Here is an 18,468-nt window from a genome sequence, read left to right on the forward strand (position 1 = left end):
AACAAGGTTCTAAATTTGGCTACGTTTACCCTGATGAATGTCTTTTAAGATGCAGAATAGAAAATATACAGGTATAATGACTCTCTTTTTGGTTTTGACTGCTTTATAATCCCATGGTTACAGATACACTCCTTTACCATCCAACAAAAAACAAACAAATTTGGGGGCAACTATACGGTAGCAGTCTGGCGCTTGCTTTGGCAGAATATTGCCAGGAAACACCAGGAATTAAATTACTTATCGCGCAAGATAATCTCAGCGCCAGTCAGTTACAGGACGAATTGCAATTTTTCCTGAACCCTCAAAAAAAACAACAAGAACTGTTATTTTTCCCTGATTGGGAAACTTTACCCTATGATCAATTCTCTCCTCACCAGGACATTATTTCAGAACGACTTTATACCCTAAGTCGTATGCAACAGGTGAAGGATGCTGTCGTGATTACTTCAGCCAGCACGTTGATGCACCGACTTTGCCCGCCTGAATTTTTAAACCACTATGCATTAATGCTGAAAGAAGGTCAAAAACTTGACCTCAATACGTTCAGGAATCAGTTACAGCAAGCAGGTTATCACTGCGTCAATAAAGTATTGGAACATGGGGAATATGCCTTACGCGGTTCCATAATCGATGTGTACCCCATGGGAAGCGGACTACCTTTTCGAATTGAATTGTTTGACGACGAAATCGAAAGCTTAAGAGAATTCGATACAGAAACGCAACGAACCATAGAAAAAATCAAAGAAATCAATGTGTTACCAGCACGGGAATTTCCTTTAAATGAACAGAGCCAAACCCTCTTCAGAAGATCGTTCAGAGAGCTTTTCCCAGGTAACCCCAGCCAATGCCCCATCTATGAATCCATTTCTAACGGTCAGTTTCCCGCAGGGATAGAATATTATCTCCCCCTGTTTTTTGACAAAACAGTTACCTTTTTTGATTACCTCCCTGAAGAGTCGCGAGTGTGCCTGATTGAAGACATTCAGGAAAATGCTGAGCAATTCTGGCAGGAACTAAATGAACGATACGAGCAAAGACGTTATGACGTAAGCCGCCCTATTCTAACTCCAGACGCATGCTTCATTAATCCAACTGAATTGCTTACCTATGCAAATACTTATGAACAATTACGCCTCTTCCATAAACCCTCAGAGAAAAAAGGCGCAGTAATCAATTTTGATATTTCAAAAGCACCTCAATTACCGATAGACCGAAAAAATCAGGAGCCTTTGCTCCAATTACGTCAGTATTGTTCGATACCCTCGTTCCGATACTTAATCGTTGTTGAAAGCGCAGGGCGACGTGAAGTATTGCTGGATCTTCTTAAAACGAGTGGAATTTTCCCTACGGTACACAATTCCTGGGTAGATTTTATTAATGATAATTCTCCGATCAACATTACCACAGGACCACTGATTTACGGCTGTGAATTAACGAATAAAAATATTATCTTAATCGTAGAATCTCAGCTGTTCGGTGAACAAAGTACTCCACAGCGCAGAGCGGCGCAAAAATCAGTCGATCCTGATTTAATCATTCGCGATATGGCTGAATTAAGACTCGGCGCTCCGGTAGTCCACTTGCAATTTGGTGTAGGGCGATACCAAGGCTTGCAATACATCACCACAAATGATACTTCCAGCGAATTCCTCGTTCTTGCTTATGCAGGTGATGATAAAATATACGTACCCGTTACTTCGCTCCATTTAATCAGCCGCTATACTGGCGTCGACAGCGAACATGCACCGCTGCATAAACTCGGTACGGATCAATGGCAAAAAGAAAAGAAAAAGGCGGCTGAAAAAATTCATGATGTGGCTATTGAATTGCTGGATCTCTATGCCAAGAGGGAGGCGCAACCAGGGCATCAGTATGAGTTTAATCATAGCGAATACATTAAATTTGCCAGTGCCTTTCCATTTACTGAAACAACCGATCAGCTTCAGGCCATAGACCAGATCATTAAAGACATGCAATCCCCAAGACCCATGGATAGATTGATTTGTGGTGATGTCGGCTTCGGGAAAACGGAAGTAGCCATGCGTGCAGCATTTGTGGCCGTACAAAATGGAAAGCAGGTCTGTGTTTTAGTGCCCACCACCCTTTTGGCTGGCCAGCATTTTGAGTCATTCAGAGATCGCTTCGCGGATTTTCCAATCAACATTGAACTCTTATCACGCTTTCGCAGCGCTAAAGAATCAGAGTCCGTACTCCAATCGCTCACCTCAGGTAAAGTGGATATCGTCATTGGAACTCATAAATTATTCCAAAGTACCATTAATTTTAAAAATCTCGGGCTATTAATTATTGATGAAGAACATCGATTTGGCGTAAAACAAAAAGAACACATGAAATCATTGCGAACTCATGTCGACATTTTATCCATGACCGCAACGCCTATCCCCAGAACGCTCAACATGGCGATGGCAGGAATCCGGGACATTTCGTTAATAGCAACCCCGCCTGCAAAACGGCTGGCAATTAAAACCTTCTGGCAAGAAAAGAAAGACATCGTGGTCAGAGAGGCCTTGCTACGGGAAATATTAAGAGGTGGACAAGTATTTTTCCTCCACAATAACGTACAAACCATCGACAGAGTATGCCAGGATCTGCAAACCCTGGTACCCGAAGCAAAAATTCGCAGTGCTCATGGGCAAATGCGTGAACGCGAACTGGAACGGGTGATGTCTGATTTTTACCATCATCGCTTTAATGTTCTGGTCTGTACAACGATAATAGAAACAGGGATAGACATACCAACCGCGAATACCATCATCATTGATAGAGCAGACAAATTTGGGTTGGCGCAGTTACACCAGCTCCGTGGCCGTGTGGGACGCTCACACCATCAGGCTTATGCTTATTTGTTAACGCCTGACGAAAAATCGTTAACAACAGATGCAGTAAAACGCCTTGAGGCCATCGTGTCCCTTGAAGATTTAGGGGCAGGTTTTACCCTGGCAACCCATGATCTGGAAATTAGAGGGGCGGGGGAATTACTTGGAGAAGATCAAAGTGGCAACATGCATGCCATAGGCTTTAATTTGTTTATGGAAATGCTGGATAAAGCCGTGCATGATTTGAAAGCTGGAAAAATTCCGGAATTATCAGCGCCAATGCACCAAGGCCCTGAAATTGATTTACGTATCAGTGCGATTATTCCTGAAGAGTACATTGCAGACATCCATAATCGTTTGATCATGTACAAACGTATTTCCAATGCTAAAAACAAACAACAGATTCATGATTTACAAATTGAATTAATCGACAGGTTCGGTTTATTACCTCAACCTGTTAAACATTTACTACTGATTACTGAACTGAAATTAAAGGCTGCAGAGCTTGGCATCCAAAAAATCAGTGCCAGTGGACAACAGGGAAAATTAGATTTTAACGAAAAACCATCAATAGACCCAGGCGTATTAATTAGCCTGATTCAAGTACATGCAAAACGTTATCAAATGGAAGGTCCACAGCGCCTGCGCTTCACTTTAGATAGCACAGCTCCCGAAGAGCGCATCTTTGAAATAAGTTCTTTGTTAAGTAAATTAGCTTGCTGATAGCTTATCCTTACTGAGTAATCACCTATTACGGTTCTACTTACTGATGGCCATTTTTAATTTTATTTTGCAAGGATCGAGTGCGCTGTTTCATCAAATTCGTCCTCTTCTGAATAAGACCCTGATCACGATTTCTAAAAACAACGTCGCTGTTTTAGGATGGTTAATTACTATTTTATGTTCCCTGATTGTCTTTGACATCACAGAAAGCTATACCGTCAGTTTTAGCTATTCCAAATTCACCATCACTCTGGTCGCTGCAGTGGTTATGTGGATCTTCAGGCTTGTACCCGAATACATTCCCTCGCTAATTATATTAATTGCGGCCATGCTGCTTCATGTAGCCCCTAGCACGTTAATACTCTCCGGATTTAATTCGGACAGTTTTTATTTTGCAGTCAGTGTGTTTGCTGTTGGTGCTTTATTAACCAAATCCAGGCTCTTTTATCGGGTGTCATTGATCCTATTAATTAAACTGCCTTTAAAACAATCATTATTGCAAAAATGCTTGTTTTTTCTTGGCGCGTTAATGACCCCCATGATGAGCGTCCAAAGCTCCAGAGTGGCATTAATCGCTCCATTATTAAATGATATTATGGAAAGCAGTCGAATAAGGCCACGAAGCAGTTCGGCAAATGCACTGGCTAATTCTGCATTTAACGGTTGCATATTGCTCTCTACAATTTTTCTTACCGGTAAATCAAGTAATTTTATTATCTATGGATTACTGTCTGAACAACATCAATGGCAAGGAAATTGGCTTAGTTGGCTTGAACTGGCATCGTTCCCCGGATTAATGCTCATCACCTTATTTTTTATTTTGCAATCTATTCTGTTCAAACCCAATAACAACCTGAACATCAATCAATATAAGCTTAAAAAAGAACTGTGTTCTATGGGAAAACCCACCTTAATTGAACATATAGCGATCCTAAGCTTCGTCGTTTTTTTTGCAGGAACCATAATATCAACCTGCTTTAATATATCAGGATTATGGACTTGTCTGTCTATTTTTATCATCCTTTTTATCACTGGTGCTTTAACTTCAAAAGAACTGCAAAATAAAATTAACTGGGGGTTCTTATTTTATTTTGGCGCCATTATTGGGGTTATGCGTACCATTCAAAGCCTTGGGGTTGATGTCTGGTTGATTAATCATTTCCAATGGTTAACCCATCTTGCTCAAAGTAATGTTGCTTGTTTCATTACGCTGATTTATGCGATTAGCTGGATTGGCGGTTTGGTTCTCGGCACCATGATTGCACCAGCCATTTTATTTACTGCAATTATCCCCTTTGCACTACAAAGCCCCGTTTGCAACTGGATTGTCGCTTTTGTCATTCTATTAGCAACAGAAGCCTGGATATTTCCTTATCAATCCAGTTACTTTCTATGTTTTGAAGAACTGCTTAAACGCAATAATAATTTTCTGCTAAAGCCCCTGTTAAAGTTAAATGCCTGGTTTACCTTTTTAAAGTTATTCGTAATCCTGGCATCCATCCCCTTTTGGTATACATTAGGCGTTTTATTTTAAGAGCTATTACTCCCAAACCACAGCTTGATGTTTCGATATGACATCCTGAATCAAGCTCTCGTAATTTTGTTCGACTACTTTACGTTTTACCTTAAGAGTTGGAGTTAGCATGTCATTATTGGTAGTCCATGCGTCTTTTACAACGATGATATGACTGATTTTTTCATATTTCATCAACTTGGCATTAACCTTATGTAAGCTCTCTTGTAAGGATAGACTGATTTCTTCCTTATTTTTGCTCAAACGAGCCCCTTCACTTAAGGTAACCAGGAGCACATTGGTTGGCAATCCTCGTCCAATCAGACATAATTGCTCAATCTTGTTATTCGCGGCAAAGCGTTTTTCTATTGGAGAGGGAGCCACAAATTCACCCGTCTGATTTTTAAAGTTTTCAGACAGTCTTCCCAGGATTTTAACTCGCTCAGCGGAGTCAATTTCTACGACATCACCTGTACGTAACCAACCGTCAGAAGTAAATGCATTCTTCGTAGCTTGTTTGTCTTTGTAATATCCGGACATGAGACAGGGTGAGTTGATCAACAATTCGGAGTCCTCCCCTATTTTAATTGCTACATCTAACCTGGGAGTCCCCACATATCCCTTTCTTCTTTCGTTTAATAGAGAAAAGGTCGCATACGCCAGATTTTCAGTTTGACCATAACCTTCTTGTATATTAATGCCTATTTTCTCGAAAAACTCAATTATAGGAATGGGTAAATGCGACGCGCCAGAAAAGGAATTGACGCAATCGTTCAAGCCCAGGCCATGAATGATTTTCTTTTTAACCAGTGATGAAATAAAGGGAATCTTTAATAAAAAATTTAATTTCGCCGGCGGTACCTTTTGCTCAATTTTTTGTTTGAATACACCCCAAATTCGGGGAACGGCTGTAAAAAATGTAGGTTGAATTTCCTTTAAATTCTCAGCGAATTTATCCAGACTTTCGACAAATGATACATCACAAGGAATCGTTACACTGGCTAACTCGATGGCAGAACGTTCGTAAACATGAGCGAGAGGAAGATATGAAATTAGCTTATAATGCTCCAAATCCCTGATTCTAAGAATGTCTTTAGGGAACAAGGTCACATAATTCGCTATTGCTTTGTTTGTGTACATAGCACCCTTAGGTGAGCCTGTGGTACCAGAGGAATAAATGATGGTATATAAATCTTCAGGACCTGGTTCAATCAAATCCACTAAAGGATTGCTTGCCATTACATCAGCCCAGGTGTAATTCACTTTTAAATCGCGATGATAGTTAAAATCGGCGGTAATATAAGTATCCGGAATGAATTGGCGGACATGTTGATGATCATCCAGCTTGCCTATAAAGACCAGCTTCACATCCCCATGTTCCAAAACATAACGAGCACTGTCTGCATTCTGATTTGCGAAAAGTGGAACATTAACCATCCCGGCAAGTTGAATACCAAAATCGGTAATAAACCATTCAGCGCAGTTTTTAGAAATAATGGAAATATGACTGCCTCGTTTAAGTTTTAATTGATGTAAAAATCCAGCTACTTTTCGAGCCTGAAGCATCACTTCTGCCCATGTGTATTCATGCCATACCCCATCTTTAGGCTGTCTAAGATAGATCCGATCAGCTAATTCTTTTTCATTTTTTAAAAGCAGCTGGAACAAGGTATTAGAAGTAGTTTCATTTTGCATAGCGTATCCTTAAGCAATCGAGTTTCATTAATTACTTTACTATTAGTCTAGACCAACTAGCTGTAAAATATTCATTTTTTCTCTTGATACACAAGACATACCTTCTGTAATCGCATCTTCAGCTTGATGAAAATCATGTAAAGCAATACCAGACAAATGCGGAATTAGAGTTAAATCAGCAGGATCACCGGCAGCCCTGGCGCGAGTAATTCGATCTTGCATTATTTTAATACTTTTGGTTAACACATCATAATAACCCGGGCCTTCATTGTATCCCAAAATCCGTTTTAACAACTGTTCCAAGCGAAGACTAAGAATTGAGAACATTCCAGACTGATCAGTTACGCTACGATCCGGGCGTAACAATTCGTGATTAAGATTGACCGCAATGACCAGATCTGCTCCCATTGCACGACATAAAGAGATAGGGACAGGATTTACCAAGCCGCCATCTACCAACCAACGATGTTCGTGACGTAAAGGAGTAAATAAACCGGGTAACGATATTGAAGATCGAATCGCAGGCATCAATGAACCCTTATTCAACCAAACTTCACGACCAGTATTAAGATCTGTTGCTACTGCGCTAAATGGAATTTTAAGTTCCTCTATAGTGCCATCCAGACCAAATTCTTTAAAAAAATTCATTAACTTACTTCCCGAAATCAACCCGCCCCCAATTACATTCAAATCAATCAGTTTACTCATTTTTCTTCTGTCAAGTTGCAACACCCAACGCTCAAATGCATCGAGTGTGCCACGTGCATAGAGCGCTCCGATTAGCGAGCCAATGGAACAACCGGCAACACAATCAATACGAACACCCAATTGGACTAATGCCTTGATCACACCAATATGCGCCCAGCCTCTAGCGGATCCGCTCCCCAGTGCCAAGCCAACTTTAAGTCGTTGAGTCATTAAAAAGTCACTTTTTCAATAGATACCTTAATATAATAGTATAAATATAGAACATGCAAAAATGCTCGAATTTTGAGTTATTGCACGTCTATCAAATAGAGCATTTAAATTCTTCATAGCCTCTATCAACAAACACACAGCAAAATTCATATTCCATTAATCTTCACATGACAAACTTATTCCATACCGATGCAACCGACAATTAATTACTTTAGGAGTTAGCTATGAGACACGATACATCGATTGTTGTTCAAAATGAGAAAGAAGCAAATAAGAGCAGTGCAGCTACCAGTAATCCTGTCGAGCAATCAAATACAAGACGATTTTCGCTTACGGATGCGTCGTGGGAGATGCTCAGTACGGAGCAATTTAAGTCACAATTACTTGAGCTAAGTCTCAACAAAAATAATCCTTATAAAGATGCGCTCCAATCAGCAACAAAAGGATACGAGAAACCATTTTGTGACTATCCAGACAGCACCCTAAGTTTGCTTCAAGACTATCTGACACTATTGACTGCTGAGCACCGTGTTGTACCGGAAGGAAAATTAGGCACTGTGATTTCACCCAATGGCCTTGGCAGAGAGTTTTATGGCGTTCTGTTTAATCAAAATAGAAATCTATTAGCAGTATGCCCAGGAGGGAAAGGCAGTGCTGCAATCCTCTTATTTGAAAAGATGCCAAATGGGGTCATAGGTCTAATCAATTTATCTGTTGGGCGCTATTCAGTGGATGCAGATCACATACTCCCTTTTTTATTTTCATCCTTTTATTGTGCAACAATCGTCCTCCACCACCGACCTCAGAACCCAAAAGAAATTGAATTTATTAATCATTTGAAGGGTATAAAAAAATTGGTATCATCAGCTATTGATGGAACTCTTGCGCCAGAAAGCAGCCTGCTTGAACAAGTAAAGGATCACATCCATGTGCATGAGCTTGAATTCAAAACAACTCAATACCCCACCCTTGTAAAGCCAAATTTATTTGATTATCTAAACAGTAATCGTATTTACAGCCACAATATTTTAGACAGACTAATCAGCAATGGGGCCGATCTGGAAGAAATAAGCAGCGAAGGCCAAACTCCTCTTCAAGTAGCGATATATTATTTACTGAACAAACAGTTGGTAGACTTACTCATTAAAAAAGGCGCCAAGCCAATTTCGATTGAGGAAATAGTGCATGCAATCGAAAAAAGGATGTCTCTTGAACATATCGCATTACTATTGCATGGAAATCGCCACTCCACGGAAGCAGTTAACATCGCATTAACTACTGCTATTAAACTCAAACAGAAAGAAATTGCATTATTTCTTATTAAGGAATATCGCTGGAAACTTACCTCACCAGAGCAAATAATACTCCTGGCAGCAAAAACAGCGAAAAACGATGATAATTTCAGCATTTTGAATGAATTGATAACGTACGCCAGCAATGTGCCATGGCATGATGCATCAACCCTAGAAGCAATGGATAATTTATTAAAAAATAATAACCCACAATCCTATCATCTATTAAACCATGCCAAATTAAAAGTGCTGTATGAACAAGCGATAAAAGAACACGATAATGATGCCGCGATACAATACATCAGCCCCATAACGGATATGGAAATTCTAAATAATTTATTGTGGTGTGCATTATGGAATAATAACTCCGTCAGTGATGAATGTTTTCAAGTATTACTCCAAAAAGGAGTTCAACCGGATTTAAGTACAATTAATCTATTTTTCGATAAACCACAACCAATAGTTCCATTTTCATTACAGAAAGAAGATACAACATCATATAAAATATCGATTAATGAACAACAACTTGATCGTTATATAAAAGCTGGACTTGATATAAATCAATTTGATGAACGCAAGGGCTACGTCAGAAACACATTTTTAATGAAAGCAGTTCTCGCGAATGATTACGATGCAGTACAACTGCTTCTTTCTAAAAATGCATCCGTTAATCTGCAAATGGCTGATGGTACCACGCCTCTAATGATTGCTGTTCAACACAGCGATAAATATGACAACCGCATGATCATCAATGCCTTGCTCATAGCTGGGGCTGATCTGAATTTGCAAAGGAACGATGGAATAAAAGCGACTCAACTTCTGCCGACTTCAAATGATCCTGAAACTCAGAGAAGACTGAATGAGATCTCTCTTCTCCTTCAGAATCATCATTCTAAAGCTAAAAAGCCAGATGTAATCAAGAGTGCTCAATCCGCTGATCAAGAGCAAAAAAACAACCATAACATCGCATTAAATATGAAGCGGCTTGAAGATAAAATAAACAACCTTGCTCTGCGCCTTCAACAAGCAAAAGCAGTACATCACACCAGGGAAATTGAATCACTCAATGAGGCATATCAAACCGCCACAACACTTCACACCCGTTTAACAGAGGCAACTGAGAGTTATTTAATTCATCATAATTTTGATGCATATAAAAATGAAACGAAAGAGCTGATCAATACAGCTCATAAGACCCTGGACAAGCACAGAGGATGGTCTGAGTTTTTAGTTAATCTGAGCCTGGCTCTTTTGGGTGGCGTTGGCCTGATGGTTAAAGGCATCGTTAATTTAGCGTCTAATCGAAGCTTCTTTTTTGTTCATCAAACCGCTTCGTCAAAAATCCTGGATCACCTTGAAGAAGAGATTAATAGACTCGAGGAAGAGGTTACTATACGGTCACGTTAAATCAAAGCACGAACAATTCTGCGCCTGGAACATAGAGCTGTTTTAATGTTTCCTTAATTTAAAACCGCTATAATTGCCCTACAAAATTACAGTTAGGCTAAAAACAATCTTCCGGGCTGTTCGAATTATTCGGTTCATATTTTTTTTATCCTGGAGATGCAACTTGATATTCAATATTTGAACTAAGGATCACTATGACTCAAAGTAAACATGATGAATCAGCCCATAGAGAGCTATTAAAAAGAGGTTATTATACCCTTCGTAGAGCAAGAGAGGATGCATTACAAATTGAGAAGGTGCACAGCTATGTTAAGGGTAGTGGTTTTGGCACTGCAGTAATGCGTGAGACCGTTAAAGAAGCTTTGGAACAGAACAAAACGGTGACATTAGATGCTGCATGGTCTTCTCATATATTCCATCTTTATATGGGAATGAGACCAATTGACCGTAAAGTATCTTATTTGGCTACAACCTATGGTTTTTTAATGCCAGACTGTATCGAAGATCTCCGAAAATATCATACGGTTGAAGACATAAATAATTCAGGTGATCTTAAAGATTTATTGAAGACTCTGAGAACAGAAAAACGATTACCTAAAAGCACTGTACTTACAGCACAAGATGTGATTGATAATAAAGAATTCCTTCTAGAATTAACCAATAAAAAAGTCTCTTATCTCACATTCGTTTTTATACCCACATTGTTAATGATTTTTAAATGGCACATAGATAAGAAATTTCCTGATACATCAAGTCTGACCGCAGTTATGATGGAATTATCTGAAGAAGGAAAAGCACGTTGGCAAGAAGCCATTACCGAACAAATTGAATTCACCCCCTTTAAAGAATTCGAACAATTGATACCTTTTATGACACCATCCCAAAAAGAGCGATGGGATTCTATATTAAAACAACGTCCGGTTGCTCTGGCCATAGCAGCAATTGATGTCAACTTTGAAAATAAACAGACTAAAGAGGAAGTTGAAGCCCATAAGACACAATTATTAGCAGAAATTGACGGAATGAACACGAATAGTGGCTTAATACAAAAAACCATCAAAAAGAAGAAGAAAATAATTGAGCAAAGCGCACACGACAGGTTAAGGGAAATTGAAAGTGCTGAAGAGATGGTTCAAGAACTCACTACTGAAATCCAAACCCAAAACCAGATGCAAAGCCCACAAACTCTAGAACTGGATCAACAACATCTGAATGAAGAACCAAACAACGACAATGAAATAACCGAGCAATGTGATACACCTCTTGCAATGGCATCGGAAGAAGCTTTAGAAGAAACTCCTGAAACCCCAATATTAGAAGATACTAAAACAAAACTAATAAATATCGTTGCAATCCTAATCAAAAATATCAGTGAGGGATCTGGAGGACGTTATACTTCAAGTACACAGCATAAAAAAGTAACTGATTTAAAATCGATTCTAAATAGACTCACCAACAGTGAAGAGTCTGATAAAATTCAAGGTGATTATGTCAAGGAGATAATGGATGTGTGCAAAATAAAACGCAACTCCTTACATTTCTGGGCGGTACCGCATAGTGTTGTTGAATTTAAGGCATTACTAAAAGACAATAACATCATGTTGCCTTCTGAACATCAATCGAACTCATTTAAATAAATTTATAACGTCAAAAAATCCGTAAAGCTCTACTCACTGGATTCCGCGGTCACAGCCGCGGAAATTCGAAATGCAGTAACACGTAGCCTGGTTGCTCGCAACTGTCTCTTGATCACATCTTGCCCACGACTAGTGGATTTGATCGCAGAACCAGGATGGCTGTGCTAAAACACGGGATCCCGCTGTCGCAGCCGCGGAAATTCGAAATGCAGTAACACGCCTGGTTGCTCGCAACTGTCTCTTGATCACATCTTGCCCACGACCAACGGATTTGATCGCAGAACCAGGATGGCTGAGCTAAAACACGGGATCCCGCGGTCACAGCCGCGAAAATTCGAAATGCAGTAACACGCCTGGTTGCTCGCAACTGTCTCTTGATCACATCTTGCCCACGACCAGCGGATTTGATCGCAGAACCAGGATGGCTGAGCTAAAACACGGGATCCCGCGGTCACAGCCGCGGGAATTCGCTAGATATGAGAGTGCATGCTTCATTTCGAAATCCCGCGGCGAAGACCGCGGGATCCATAAAGTAAAACCGTACTGGTTTGTGAAGATGTGTTTAAGAATCAGTTGCTCGCAACCAGGAATTTACCATTCTAAAAGAGGCTTCGATCTTGATAAGTTAGAGTTAGGCGATCCTGTTTGCAAGCAAACAGGTTTCATGTGTTATTCCGCGATCCAAGCCGCGGAAATCCGGAATGCAGCATGTACTCTCATATCTAGCGAATTCCCGCGGCAGTGACCGCGGGATCCAATGTTTTAACACTGCCATACTGGTTCCGCAATCCAGGCCACGGAAATCCAAATCAGTTAATTGGTGCCACCAACTGTCAGGGCATCAATTTTAAGTGTAGGTTGCCCCACGCCAACAGGCACTGATTGCCCATCCTTGCCACAAACACCAATTCCACGATCAAGTGCCAAATCATTGCCTATCATACTGATTTTTTTCATCACATCCGGACCATTTCCAATCAGTGTCGCACCTTTCACAGGTTGAGTAATTTTACCCTCTTCAATTAGATAGGCTTCACTTGCAGAAAATACAAATTGACCAGAAGTAATATCCACTTGTCCACCGCCAAAATTAACCGCATACAAACCATAGTGAACGGAGCGAATAATTTCCTCCGGATCATGATGTCCAGCCAGCATGTAGGTATTTGTCATTCTGGGCATAGGAATATGAGCATAGGATTCGCGGCGGCAATTACCTGTTGATTGCATCCCCATCAATTTGGCATTTAATTTATCCTGCATGTAATTCACCAGGATTCCATTATCAATCAACGTGGTACACTGAGATGGTGTTCCTTCATCATCTATAGTCAATGAGCCACGCCTGTCAGCCAGAGTACCGTCATCGACTACAGTCACTCCAGGTGCAGCAACTTGCTGACCTAAACGACCTGAAAATGCTGAAAGACCCTTGCGATTAAAATCACCTTCCAATCCATGCCCTACTGCTTCATGCAATAGCACACCTGGCCATCCCGGGCCTAATACAACAGGCATGGTTCCTGCGGGAGCCGGTTTTGCTTCCAGATTTACCAGGGCTTCACGAACGGCTTCCCTGGCATAACTTAATGCATTTTCTTTTTCGGTAAAATACGAATAGGCGACTCTCCCCCCACCCCCGGTTCGTGCTGACTCACGCCTGCCTTGTTTGTCCTCAACAATAACACTCACATTGACGCTGACCAACGGTCTGACATCAGCGATCATCTGACCGTTCATGCCAGCGACCATAACGACTTCATAACAGCCACTTAACGAAGCATTCACCTGAATCACTCTGGGATCAATGCTTCGAGCCTCTTTATCAATGGCTTCCAATAAAGCAATTTTTTCCTGTTTGCTCATTCCTTCGATAGGATTCAGGCCTTGATATCGACTGACTGGCGCACTACTGATATGAACAGGTTGAACAGCTTTTGAACCAGTCAGTGCGATGGAGCGTGCAGCATCTGCTGCGCGCAGCATGGAGGGTAGCAGTATATCATCGCAATAAGCAAAACCTGTTTTTTCACCACTAACTGCCCGTATTCCCACACCTTTATCCAAAGAATAACTGCCGCTTTTAACCTCCGAATCTTCCAGATACCAGGATTCATAGCTGCAGCTTTGAAAATACAAATCAGCGTCATCAATATGACGATTCATCATTGTTTTAAATAGCTTTTCGATACCTGACTCATCCAGAGCAGCAGGGGCCAGTAACAATTTTTTCGCTATCGCAAGAGCTTGTGTCATTTCTATACCTATCTATTAATTATTCAGGATAACGCTAAAACATGATGATCCACACAGGGAAAATGCCGTCTTAATTGTTCTAACCGTTGCAAATCGATATCGGCTGTAATCATGCCAGCACCAACCTGTTTTTGCGACAAAATTTTCCCCCAAGGTTCTATCACCATGCTATGGCCATAAGTTTGGCGACCATTTTCATGCTGCCCCCCCTGGTTGGGAGCCAAAACATAGCATAAATTTTCTATAGCTCTGGCTCTGAGCAAAACTTCCCAATGAGCGAGACCGGTTACTGCAGTAAAAGCGGATGGAACCGTAAAAATTTGTGCTCCCTTAAGCTGCAATTGTTGATACAATTCCGGAAAACGCAAATCATAGCACACAGTCAGACCAATGGTTCCAACAGGCGTATCCACCACGACCACACTATGGCCACGTTCTATTGTAGACGATTCCTGATGAGCTTCCTGTTCAGAAACACGCACATCAAATAAATGTATTTTATCATAGCGTGCAACATGCTTCCCTTGATCATCAAAAACAATAGAACTTGCTCTGACTTTTGTACCGCTTCCTTTAACAGGAATGGTGCCAGCAACAACCCATAAACCTGTTTTTTTAGCTAGTTGGCTTATTTTATCCTGTATTGGCCCTTCACCATAGGATTCTGCAATAGCCAGTTTATCTGTTTCTTTAAGCCCCATAAATGCAAAATTTTCTGGTAATACTATCAATTCGGCGCCTTCGCTCCGTGCCTGCAACATCAACTGTTCAACGTGCCGCAAATTCTCATCCACCCTGGATGAAGAAACCATTTGTACCAGAGCAACCCGATTCATAGTATTCCCCGAATTATATTTTTTATTAATTTCATCTTACTATATCTTGAGTATACAGCACTATAGATCCTATGTGGCACCAGGGATTAAAAAACAAAATTGACAGGATACTGCTTTCAACTTAATAATAACGTGGCAGCTTTTATCTAAATATGAAGTTTATCCTGAAAATTTCAAGTAAAACCCTTGAAAACAGGAAACTTGGCCATAGGTATGCTAAACTAAATATAAATAACTGGAGTTCTAAAGATGAACCGAAACGATGTTACAATCCTTACCCAACGTAGTGAGTCTGTACTTGCTACCAATAAGGTATTGCGTAATACCTACCTTTTACTTAGCTTAACATTTATATTCAGTGCCTTTACTGCCTACATGTCCTATGCAAGTGGTGCTGGTCCAATGAATCCACTGCTTATGATAGTTGGTGTCTATGGTTTAATGTTCTTAACTCAAGCCTTGAGAAACAGTGTCTGGGGTCTCGTCAGCGTTTTTGCCTTTACCGGCTTCCTGGGATACACCCTCGGCCCACTGCTGAATTACTACATGACTGGATTTTCTAATGGTCCACAACTTATAGCCACAGCTTTAGGTGGTACTGGCATGATCTTCTTTGCTCTGTCAGGCTATGCATTAACAACCAGAAAAGACTTCAGCTTCCTGGGCGGATTTCTTTTTGTAGGTGTTATGGTTGCATTACTGGCAATGGTCGCTGGAATATTCATCCAGATCCCTGCCCTTCAATTAGCAATCTCAGCTGCTTTCATTTTAATTTCATCAGGGTTGATACTTTTGCAAACCAGCGCGATCATTCATAGTGGCGAAACAAACTACATATCCGCAACAGTTGGTCTTTTTGTATCAATTTACAACCTGTTCGTCAGCCTGCTTAACTTGCTTGGTGCATTTTCAGGCCGTGACTAATAAAGTCTCCTCTACCTGAGTCCCGGTTTTATGCCGGGATTTTTTTTGCTTAATACTCAGGCTCTATTGACCATCGACTTATTTCTTTTTCGCAAACGCTTGCTGACGTGGCGTGTAGGACCTGAGCAATTGGCAACAACCCCTGATAATCCATAAACCAAGAGCCTATACACAGAGATATCCACAGAAAATGTGGATAACCAGCCAGTTGCCTCATAAGTGAATGTTACCGAAGCATCTTATCGTTGCCTCAAAACGCATGTTACCGAACAGGGACATAATTAACATAAAATATCCTCTAAAAATATCCTAGCGGGGTGAAGGGGCCGGCAATGAGGCCCCTTCGTTAATACCCTCACAGTCATTGCCGTCCCCGGCTGTACTGCATGTTTAAATATAGTTCATTTTTGAGTCGGTTTTGATATTCACGATCGCAAATATTCGTTTTAATTTCTTCTGTATTGCTTTCTGTAGCTTGAAAGGGTTTAACTGATTGTAGGTTTCAGTAAGTTCAGCTTTCTTTTCTACAGTGATAAATTCAGACTTCATCAGGCGTTGATAAGGGGTTTCTGGCTTGCTGTGTTTCTTTATAATCTTGGCCTGTACTCTTTGCTTTTCAATCAGTTTGAAGTTAGGAAGGAAAAAATTATTCATCTGGGATACTTCATTTTTATAAAGGTCATTCATCAATGCAACCAATGCTTGATTATCGAAGCGAGCATATCCGAATAGCTGTCTTACATGAGTCCAATTTTTCTGCTCTACATGGGCATTATCATCACTGTGATAAGGCCTGGAACGTGTAAAATGAATACGATGAGCGCCTTCTTCATTCGAAAAATAGTGCATCAAGTGCCAGTTTAAAAACTCCGAACCATTATCACAATCAAACCCTAAAATAAGGAATGGTAGACAATGCTCAATATCCTCTATCTGTGATACAACACCAGTAGCTCCTTTGTTCCAAACAGCTCGTAGTTCAGTCCATCCAGAGCAGATATCGGTCATTGTTAAGCTCCACACGAAATTACCACTCAAGGATGAACCACAGTGGGCAACAGTGTCTGCTTCTAAATATCCTGGTTTATGTTCATCCCATTGATTTGTTTTAACTGGGATGTGTTTTTTTAGGATACTACCTGGCTTTGTACCTCCATAAGAGCGTTTGTATTTTACTCTCAATGGCGTAAGTAGCCGATCGATGGTTGCAGCACTCATGGATAATAATCCCTCATAAACAGAATGTTCTATAGCCTCATAGGCTTCTTCATAGAAGGGTAGCCAGAGTGGCAAAATCATTTTTAATCGTTTACCGCAGGGCTGGTCGCTTAAAAGCCATATGCGTTTTAATGGTTCCTGGTATTGTTCTTCAGGATATACGTTGGGTCGTCCAGTTTTCATTTTACGTTTTGGTCGTTTGGGTGCTGTATTTAATAACCGTATAGCATGCTTCTTATGATAACCACTCGCTTCACATAGCTCCTGCAATATACTTCCTTTTTCGCGCTTGCTTGCCGCCTTATAACGTTTCGACAAATTTTTTAAGTAAAGCTCCATTGATAACTTCCCCATAAAAATTGTCCCTTTTTGTTTTTCTTCTTCGGTAACATTAGTTATGAGGCAACGAATCTAAAATTTCCTATCTTCGGTAACATTTCTTTTGAGGCAACTCGACCAGTCGCTGTCGCGAAATGATTCGCTCACAAAATAATCTATAATTCTTAATTTAACACATTAACGCCTGGCTAAAATCAGAGTGAACCCATCCATCTCAATCACGCCAATTGCATGCTCATTTTTCCAATAATATTTGCATTGTTTGCTGCAATATTATTCACTACATCAAAGAACTAGTTCCACGTGTTGTTCTGTGGATTGCTCGAGTTCTCGGTAGAACTCCAGTAGTTGCCTGCAATTCACTGGTGTTTTAATCCAGGCAAGGCCTCTTGCCAGGATGTGATTCAACTACCCCATATCGAGGCAGTCCCAGTGCGCTTTAAAATAAAACCTGCTCACTCAAAGCCACCGTAACAGCTTTGATTGTGGCTTTACCTGGCCGCATTACGCTAGCCGGTAACCTGCTTACCAATGCGATCTAAAAGCTCACTTAATACCGCTTGCTTTCTCATTGGCATTAATTTCATATCCACGCAAAGACGGATTTCCAGCTCATCAAGAAATACCTCCAGGTGTTCTGCGCGATTACAGTGCTTGTTGGCGCGGTAAATACTGCGAATAAGCTGCAATGCATCACGCTTCATATCCTGTCCCAGTGTGTATTTATATTCTTTGCTAAACTCCTTGGTAATTTCGAAAACTCTTAAAATCAATTGGTACGTATCTCGATAAACAGGTAATTCTGTATACAGCGCCATAACAAAACCTGGAAATTAATGACCCGCTTCGCAGGTCTTGCAAAGCAAGGTCAAA

The 18,468-nt window shown here is 40.6% G+C and carries 11 protein-coding genes; 5 read left to right on the plus strand and 6 right to left on the minus strand.

Annotated features, from left to right (window positions below; genetic code table 11):
* The first annotated feature begins 113 nt into the window (after nucleotides 1-113).
* Together mfd and ELY21_RS11685 are read left to right on the plus strand one after the other, a co-directional pair.
* Nucleotides 114-3,560 (plus strand): transcription-repair coupling factor, encoded by a 3,447-nt coding sequence (gene mfd / locus ELY21_RS11680; RefSeq protein WP_127109704.1) that lies wholly within the window; start codon nucleotides 114-116, stop codon nucleotides 3,558-3,560.
* Nucleotides 3,561-3,606: 46 nt separating this feature from the next.
* On the plus strand, nucleotides 3,607-5,094 hold the full coding sequence (locus tag ELY21_RS11685; protein ID WP_127109706.1) for an SLC13 family permease: 1,488 nt from the start codon (nucleotides 3,607-3,609) through the stop codon (nucleotides 5,092-5,094).
* 6 nt (nucleotides 5,095-5,100) lie between these two features.
* On the opposite strand, the gene ELY21_RS11690 is transcribed toward ELY21_RS11685, so the two are convergent.
* Together ELY21_RS11690 and rssA are read right to left on the minus strand one after the other, a co-directional pair.
* Nucleotides 5,101-6,768: an AMP-binding protein gene (locus ELY21_RS11690; RefSeq protein WP_127109708.1), complete on the minus strand. Its 1,668-nt coding sequence runs from the start codon at nucleotides 6,766-6,768 to the stop codon at nucleotides 5,101-5,103.
* 42 nt (nucleotides 6,769-6,810) lie between these two features.
* A complete protein-coding gene (gene rssA, locus ELY21_RS11695) occupies nucleotides 6,811-7,686 on the minus strand; it encodes a patatin-like phospholipase RssA (protein ID WP_127109710.1) in 876 nt (291 codons plus the stop codon).
* A gap of 224 nt (nucleotides 7,687-7,910) precedes the next feature.
* Here rssA and ELY21_RS11700 point away from each other — a divergent pair, with 224 nt between their 5' ends.
* Entirely contained in the window at nucleotides 7,911-10,385 is a 2,475-nt protein-coding gene (locus tag ELY21_RS11700) for an ankyrin repeat domain-containing protein (RefSeq protein WP_127109712.1), read from the plus strand.
* Between the two features lie 194 nt (nucleotides 10,386-10,579).
* The gene (locus ELY21_RS11705) at nucleotides 10,580-12,022 is read left to right on the plus strand and encodes a hypothetical protein (RefSeq protein WP_127109714.1); all 1,443 of its coding nucleotides are present in this window, start codon (nucleotides 10,580-10,582) and stop codon (nucleotides 12,020-12,022) included.
* Nucleotides 12,023-12,835: 813 nt separating this feature from the next.
* Here the strand turns inward: ELY21_RS11705 and tldD are convergent.
* Both tldD and ELY21_RS11715 read right to left on the minus strand, forming a co-directional pair.
* Nucleotides 12,836-14,278, minus strand: a complete 1,443-nt coding sequence (gene tldD, locus ELY21_RS11710) for a metalloprotease TldD (protein WP_127109716.1) — start codon at nucleotides 14,276-14,278, stop codon at nucleotides 12,836-12,838.
* Nucleotides 14,279-14,301: 23 nt separating this feature from the next.
* Nucleotides 14,302-15,114 (minus strand): carbon-nitrogen hydrolase family protein, encoded by an 813-nt coding sequence (locus tag ELY21_RS11715; RefSeq protein WP_127109718.1) that lies wholly within the window; start codon nucleotides 15,112-15,114, stop codon nucleotides 14,302-14,304.
* 249 nt (nucleotides 15,115-15,363) lie between these two features.
* Here ELY21_RS11715 and ELY21_RS11720 point away from each other — a divergent pair, with 249 nt between their 5' ends.
* Nucleotides 15,364-16,038, plus strand: coding sequence for a Bax inhibitor-1/YccA family protein (locus ELY21_RS11720; protein ID WP_127109720.1), 675 nt, complete (start codon nucleotides 15,364-15,366; stop codon nucleotides 16,036-16,038).
* A gap of 390 nt (nucleotides 16,039-16,428) precedes the next feature.
* Here the strand turns inward: ELY21_RS11720 and ELY21_RS11725 are convergent, their stop codons facing one another.
* Together ELY21_RS11725 and ELY21_RS11730 are read right to left on the minus strand one after the other, a co-directional pair.
* Nucleotides 16,429-17,595: an integrase gene (locus ELY21_RS11725; RefSeq protein WP_158618555.1), complete on the minus strand. Its 1,167-nt coding sequence runs from the start codon at nucleotides 17,593-17,595 to the stop codon at nucleotides 16,429-16,431.
* A gap of 509 nt (nucleotides 17,596-18,104) precedes the next feature.
* The gene (locus ELY21_RS11730) at nucleotides 18,105-18,413 is read right to left on the minus strand and encodes a four helix bundle protein (protein ID WP_127109724.1); all 309 of its coding nucleotides are present in this window, start codon (nucleotides 18,411-18,413) and stop codon (nucleotides 18,105-18,107) included.
* Nucleotides 18,414-18,468 lie beyond the last annotated feature (55 nt).

This window comes from Legionella sp. km535, from assembly GCF_003990085.1.
Taxonomy (GTDB): Bacteria; Pseudomonadota; Gammaproteobacteria; order Legionellales; family Legionellaceae; genus Legionella; species Legionella moravica.

What these genes read in the sequence shown, in the direction of transcription:
- ELY21_RS11700 (WP_127109712.1), top strand. Translation starts at nt 7,911, where the DNA reads ATGAGACACGATACATCGATTGTTGTTCAAAATGAGAAAGAAGCAAAT.
- tldD (WP_127109716.1), bottom strand. Translation starts at nt 14,278, where the DNA reads ATGACACAAGCTCTTGCGATAGCGAAAAAATTGTTACTGGCCCCTGCT.
- rssA (WP_127109710.1), bottom strand. Translation starts at nt 7,686, where the DNA reads ATGACTCAACGACTTAAAGTTGGCTTGGCACTGGGGAGCGGATCCGCT.
- mfd (WP_127109704.1), top strand. Translation starts at nt 114, where the DNA reads ATGGTTACAGATACACTCCTTTACCATCCAACAAAAAACAAACAAATT.
- ELY21_RS11725 (WP_158618555.1), bottom strand. Translation starts at nt 17,595, where the DNA reads ATGGAGCTTTACTTAAAAAATTTGTCGAAACGTTATAAGGCGGCAAGC.
- ELY21_RS11720 (WP_127109720.1), top strand. Translation starts at nt 15,364, where the DNA reads ATGAACCGAAACGATGTTACAATCCTTACCCAACGTAGTGAGTCTGTA.
- ELY21_RS11730 (WP_127109724.1), bottom strand. Translation starts at nt 18,413, where the DNA reads ATGGCGCTGTATACAGAATTACCTGTTTATCGAGATACGTACCAATTG.
- ELY21_RS11690 (WP_127109708.1), bottom strand. Translation starts at nt 6,768, where the DNA reads ATGCAAAATGAAACTACTTCTAATACCTTGTTCCAGCTGCTTTTAAAA.
- ELY21_RS11715 (WP_127109718.1), bottom strand. Translation starts at nt 15,114, where the DNA reads ATGAATCGGGTTGCTCTGGTACAAATGGTTTCTTCATCCAGGGTGGAT.
- ELY21_RS11685 (WP_127109706.1), top strand. Translation starts at nt 3,607, where the DNA reads ATGGCCATTTTTAATTTTATTTTGCAAGGATCGAGTGCGCTGTTTCAT.
- ELY21_RS11705 (WP_127109714.1), top strand. Translation starts at nt 10,580, where the DNA reads ATGACTCAAAGTAAACATGATGAATCAGCCCATAGAGAGCTATTAAAA.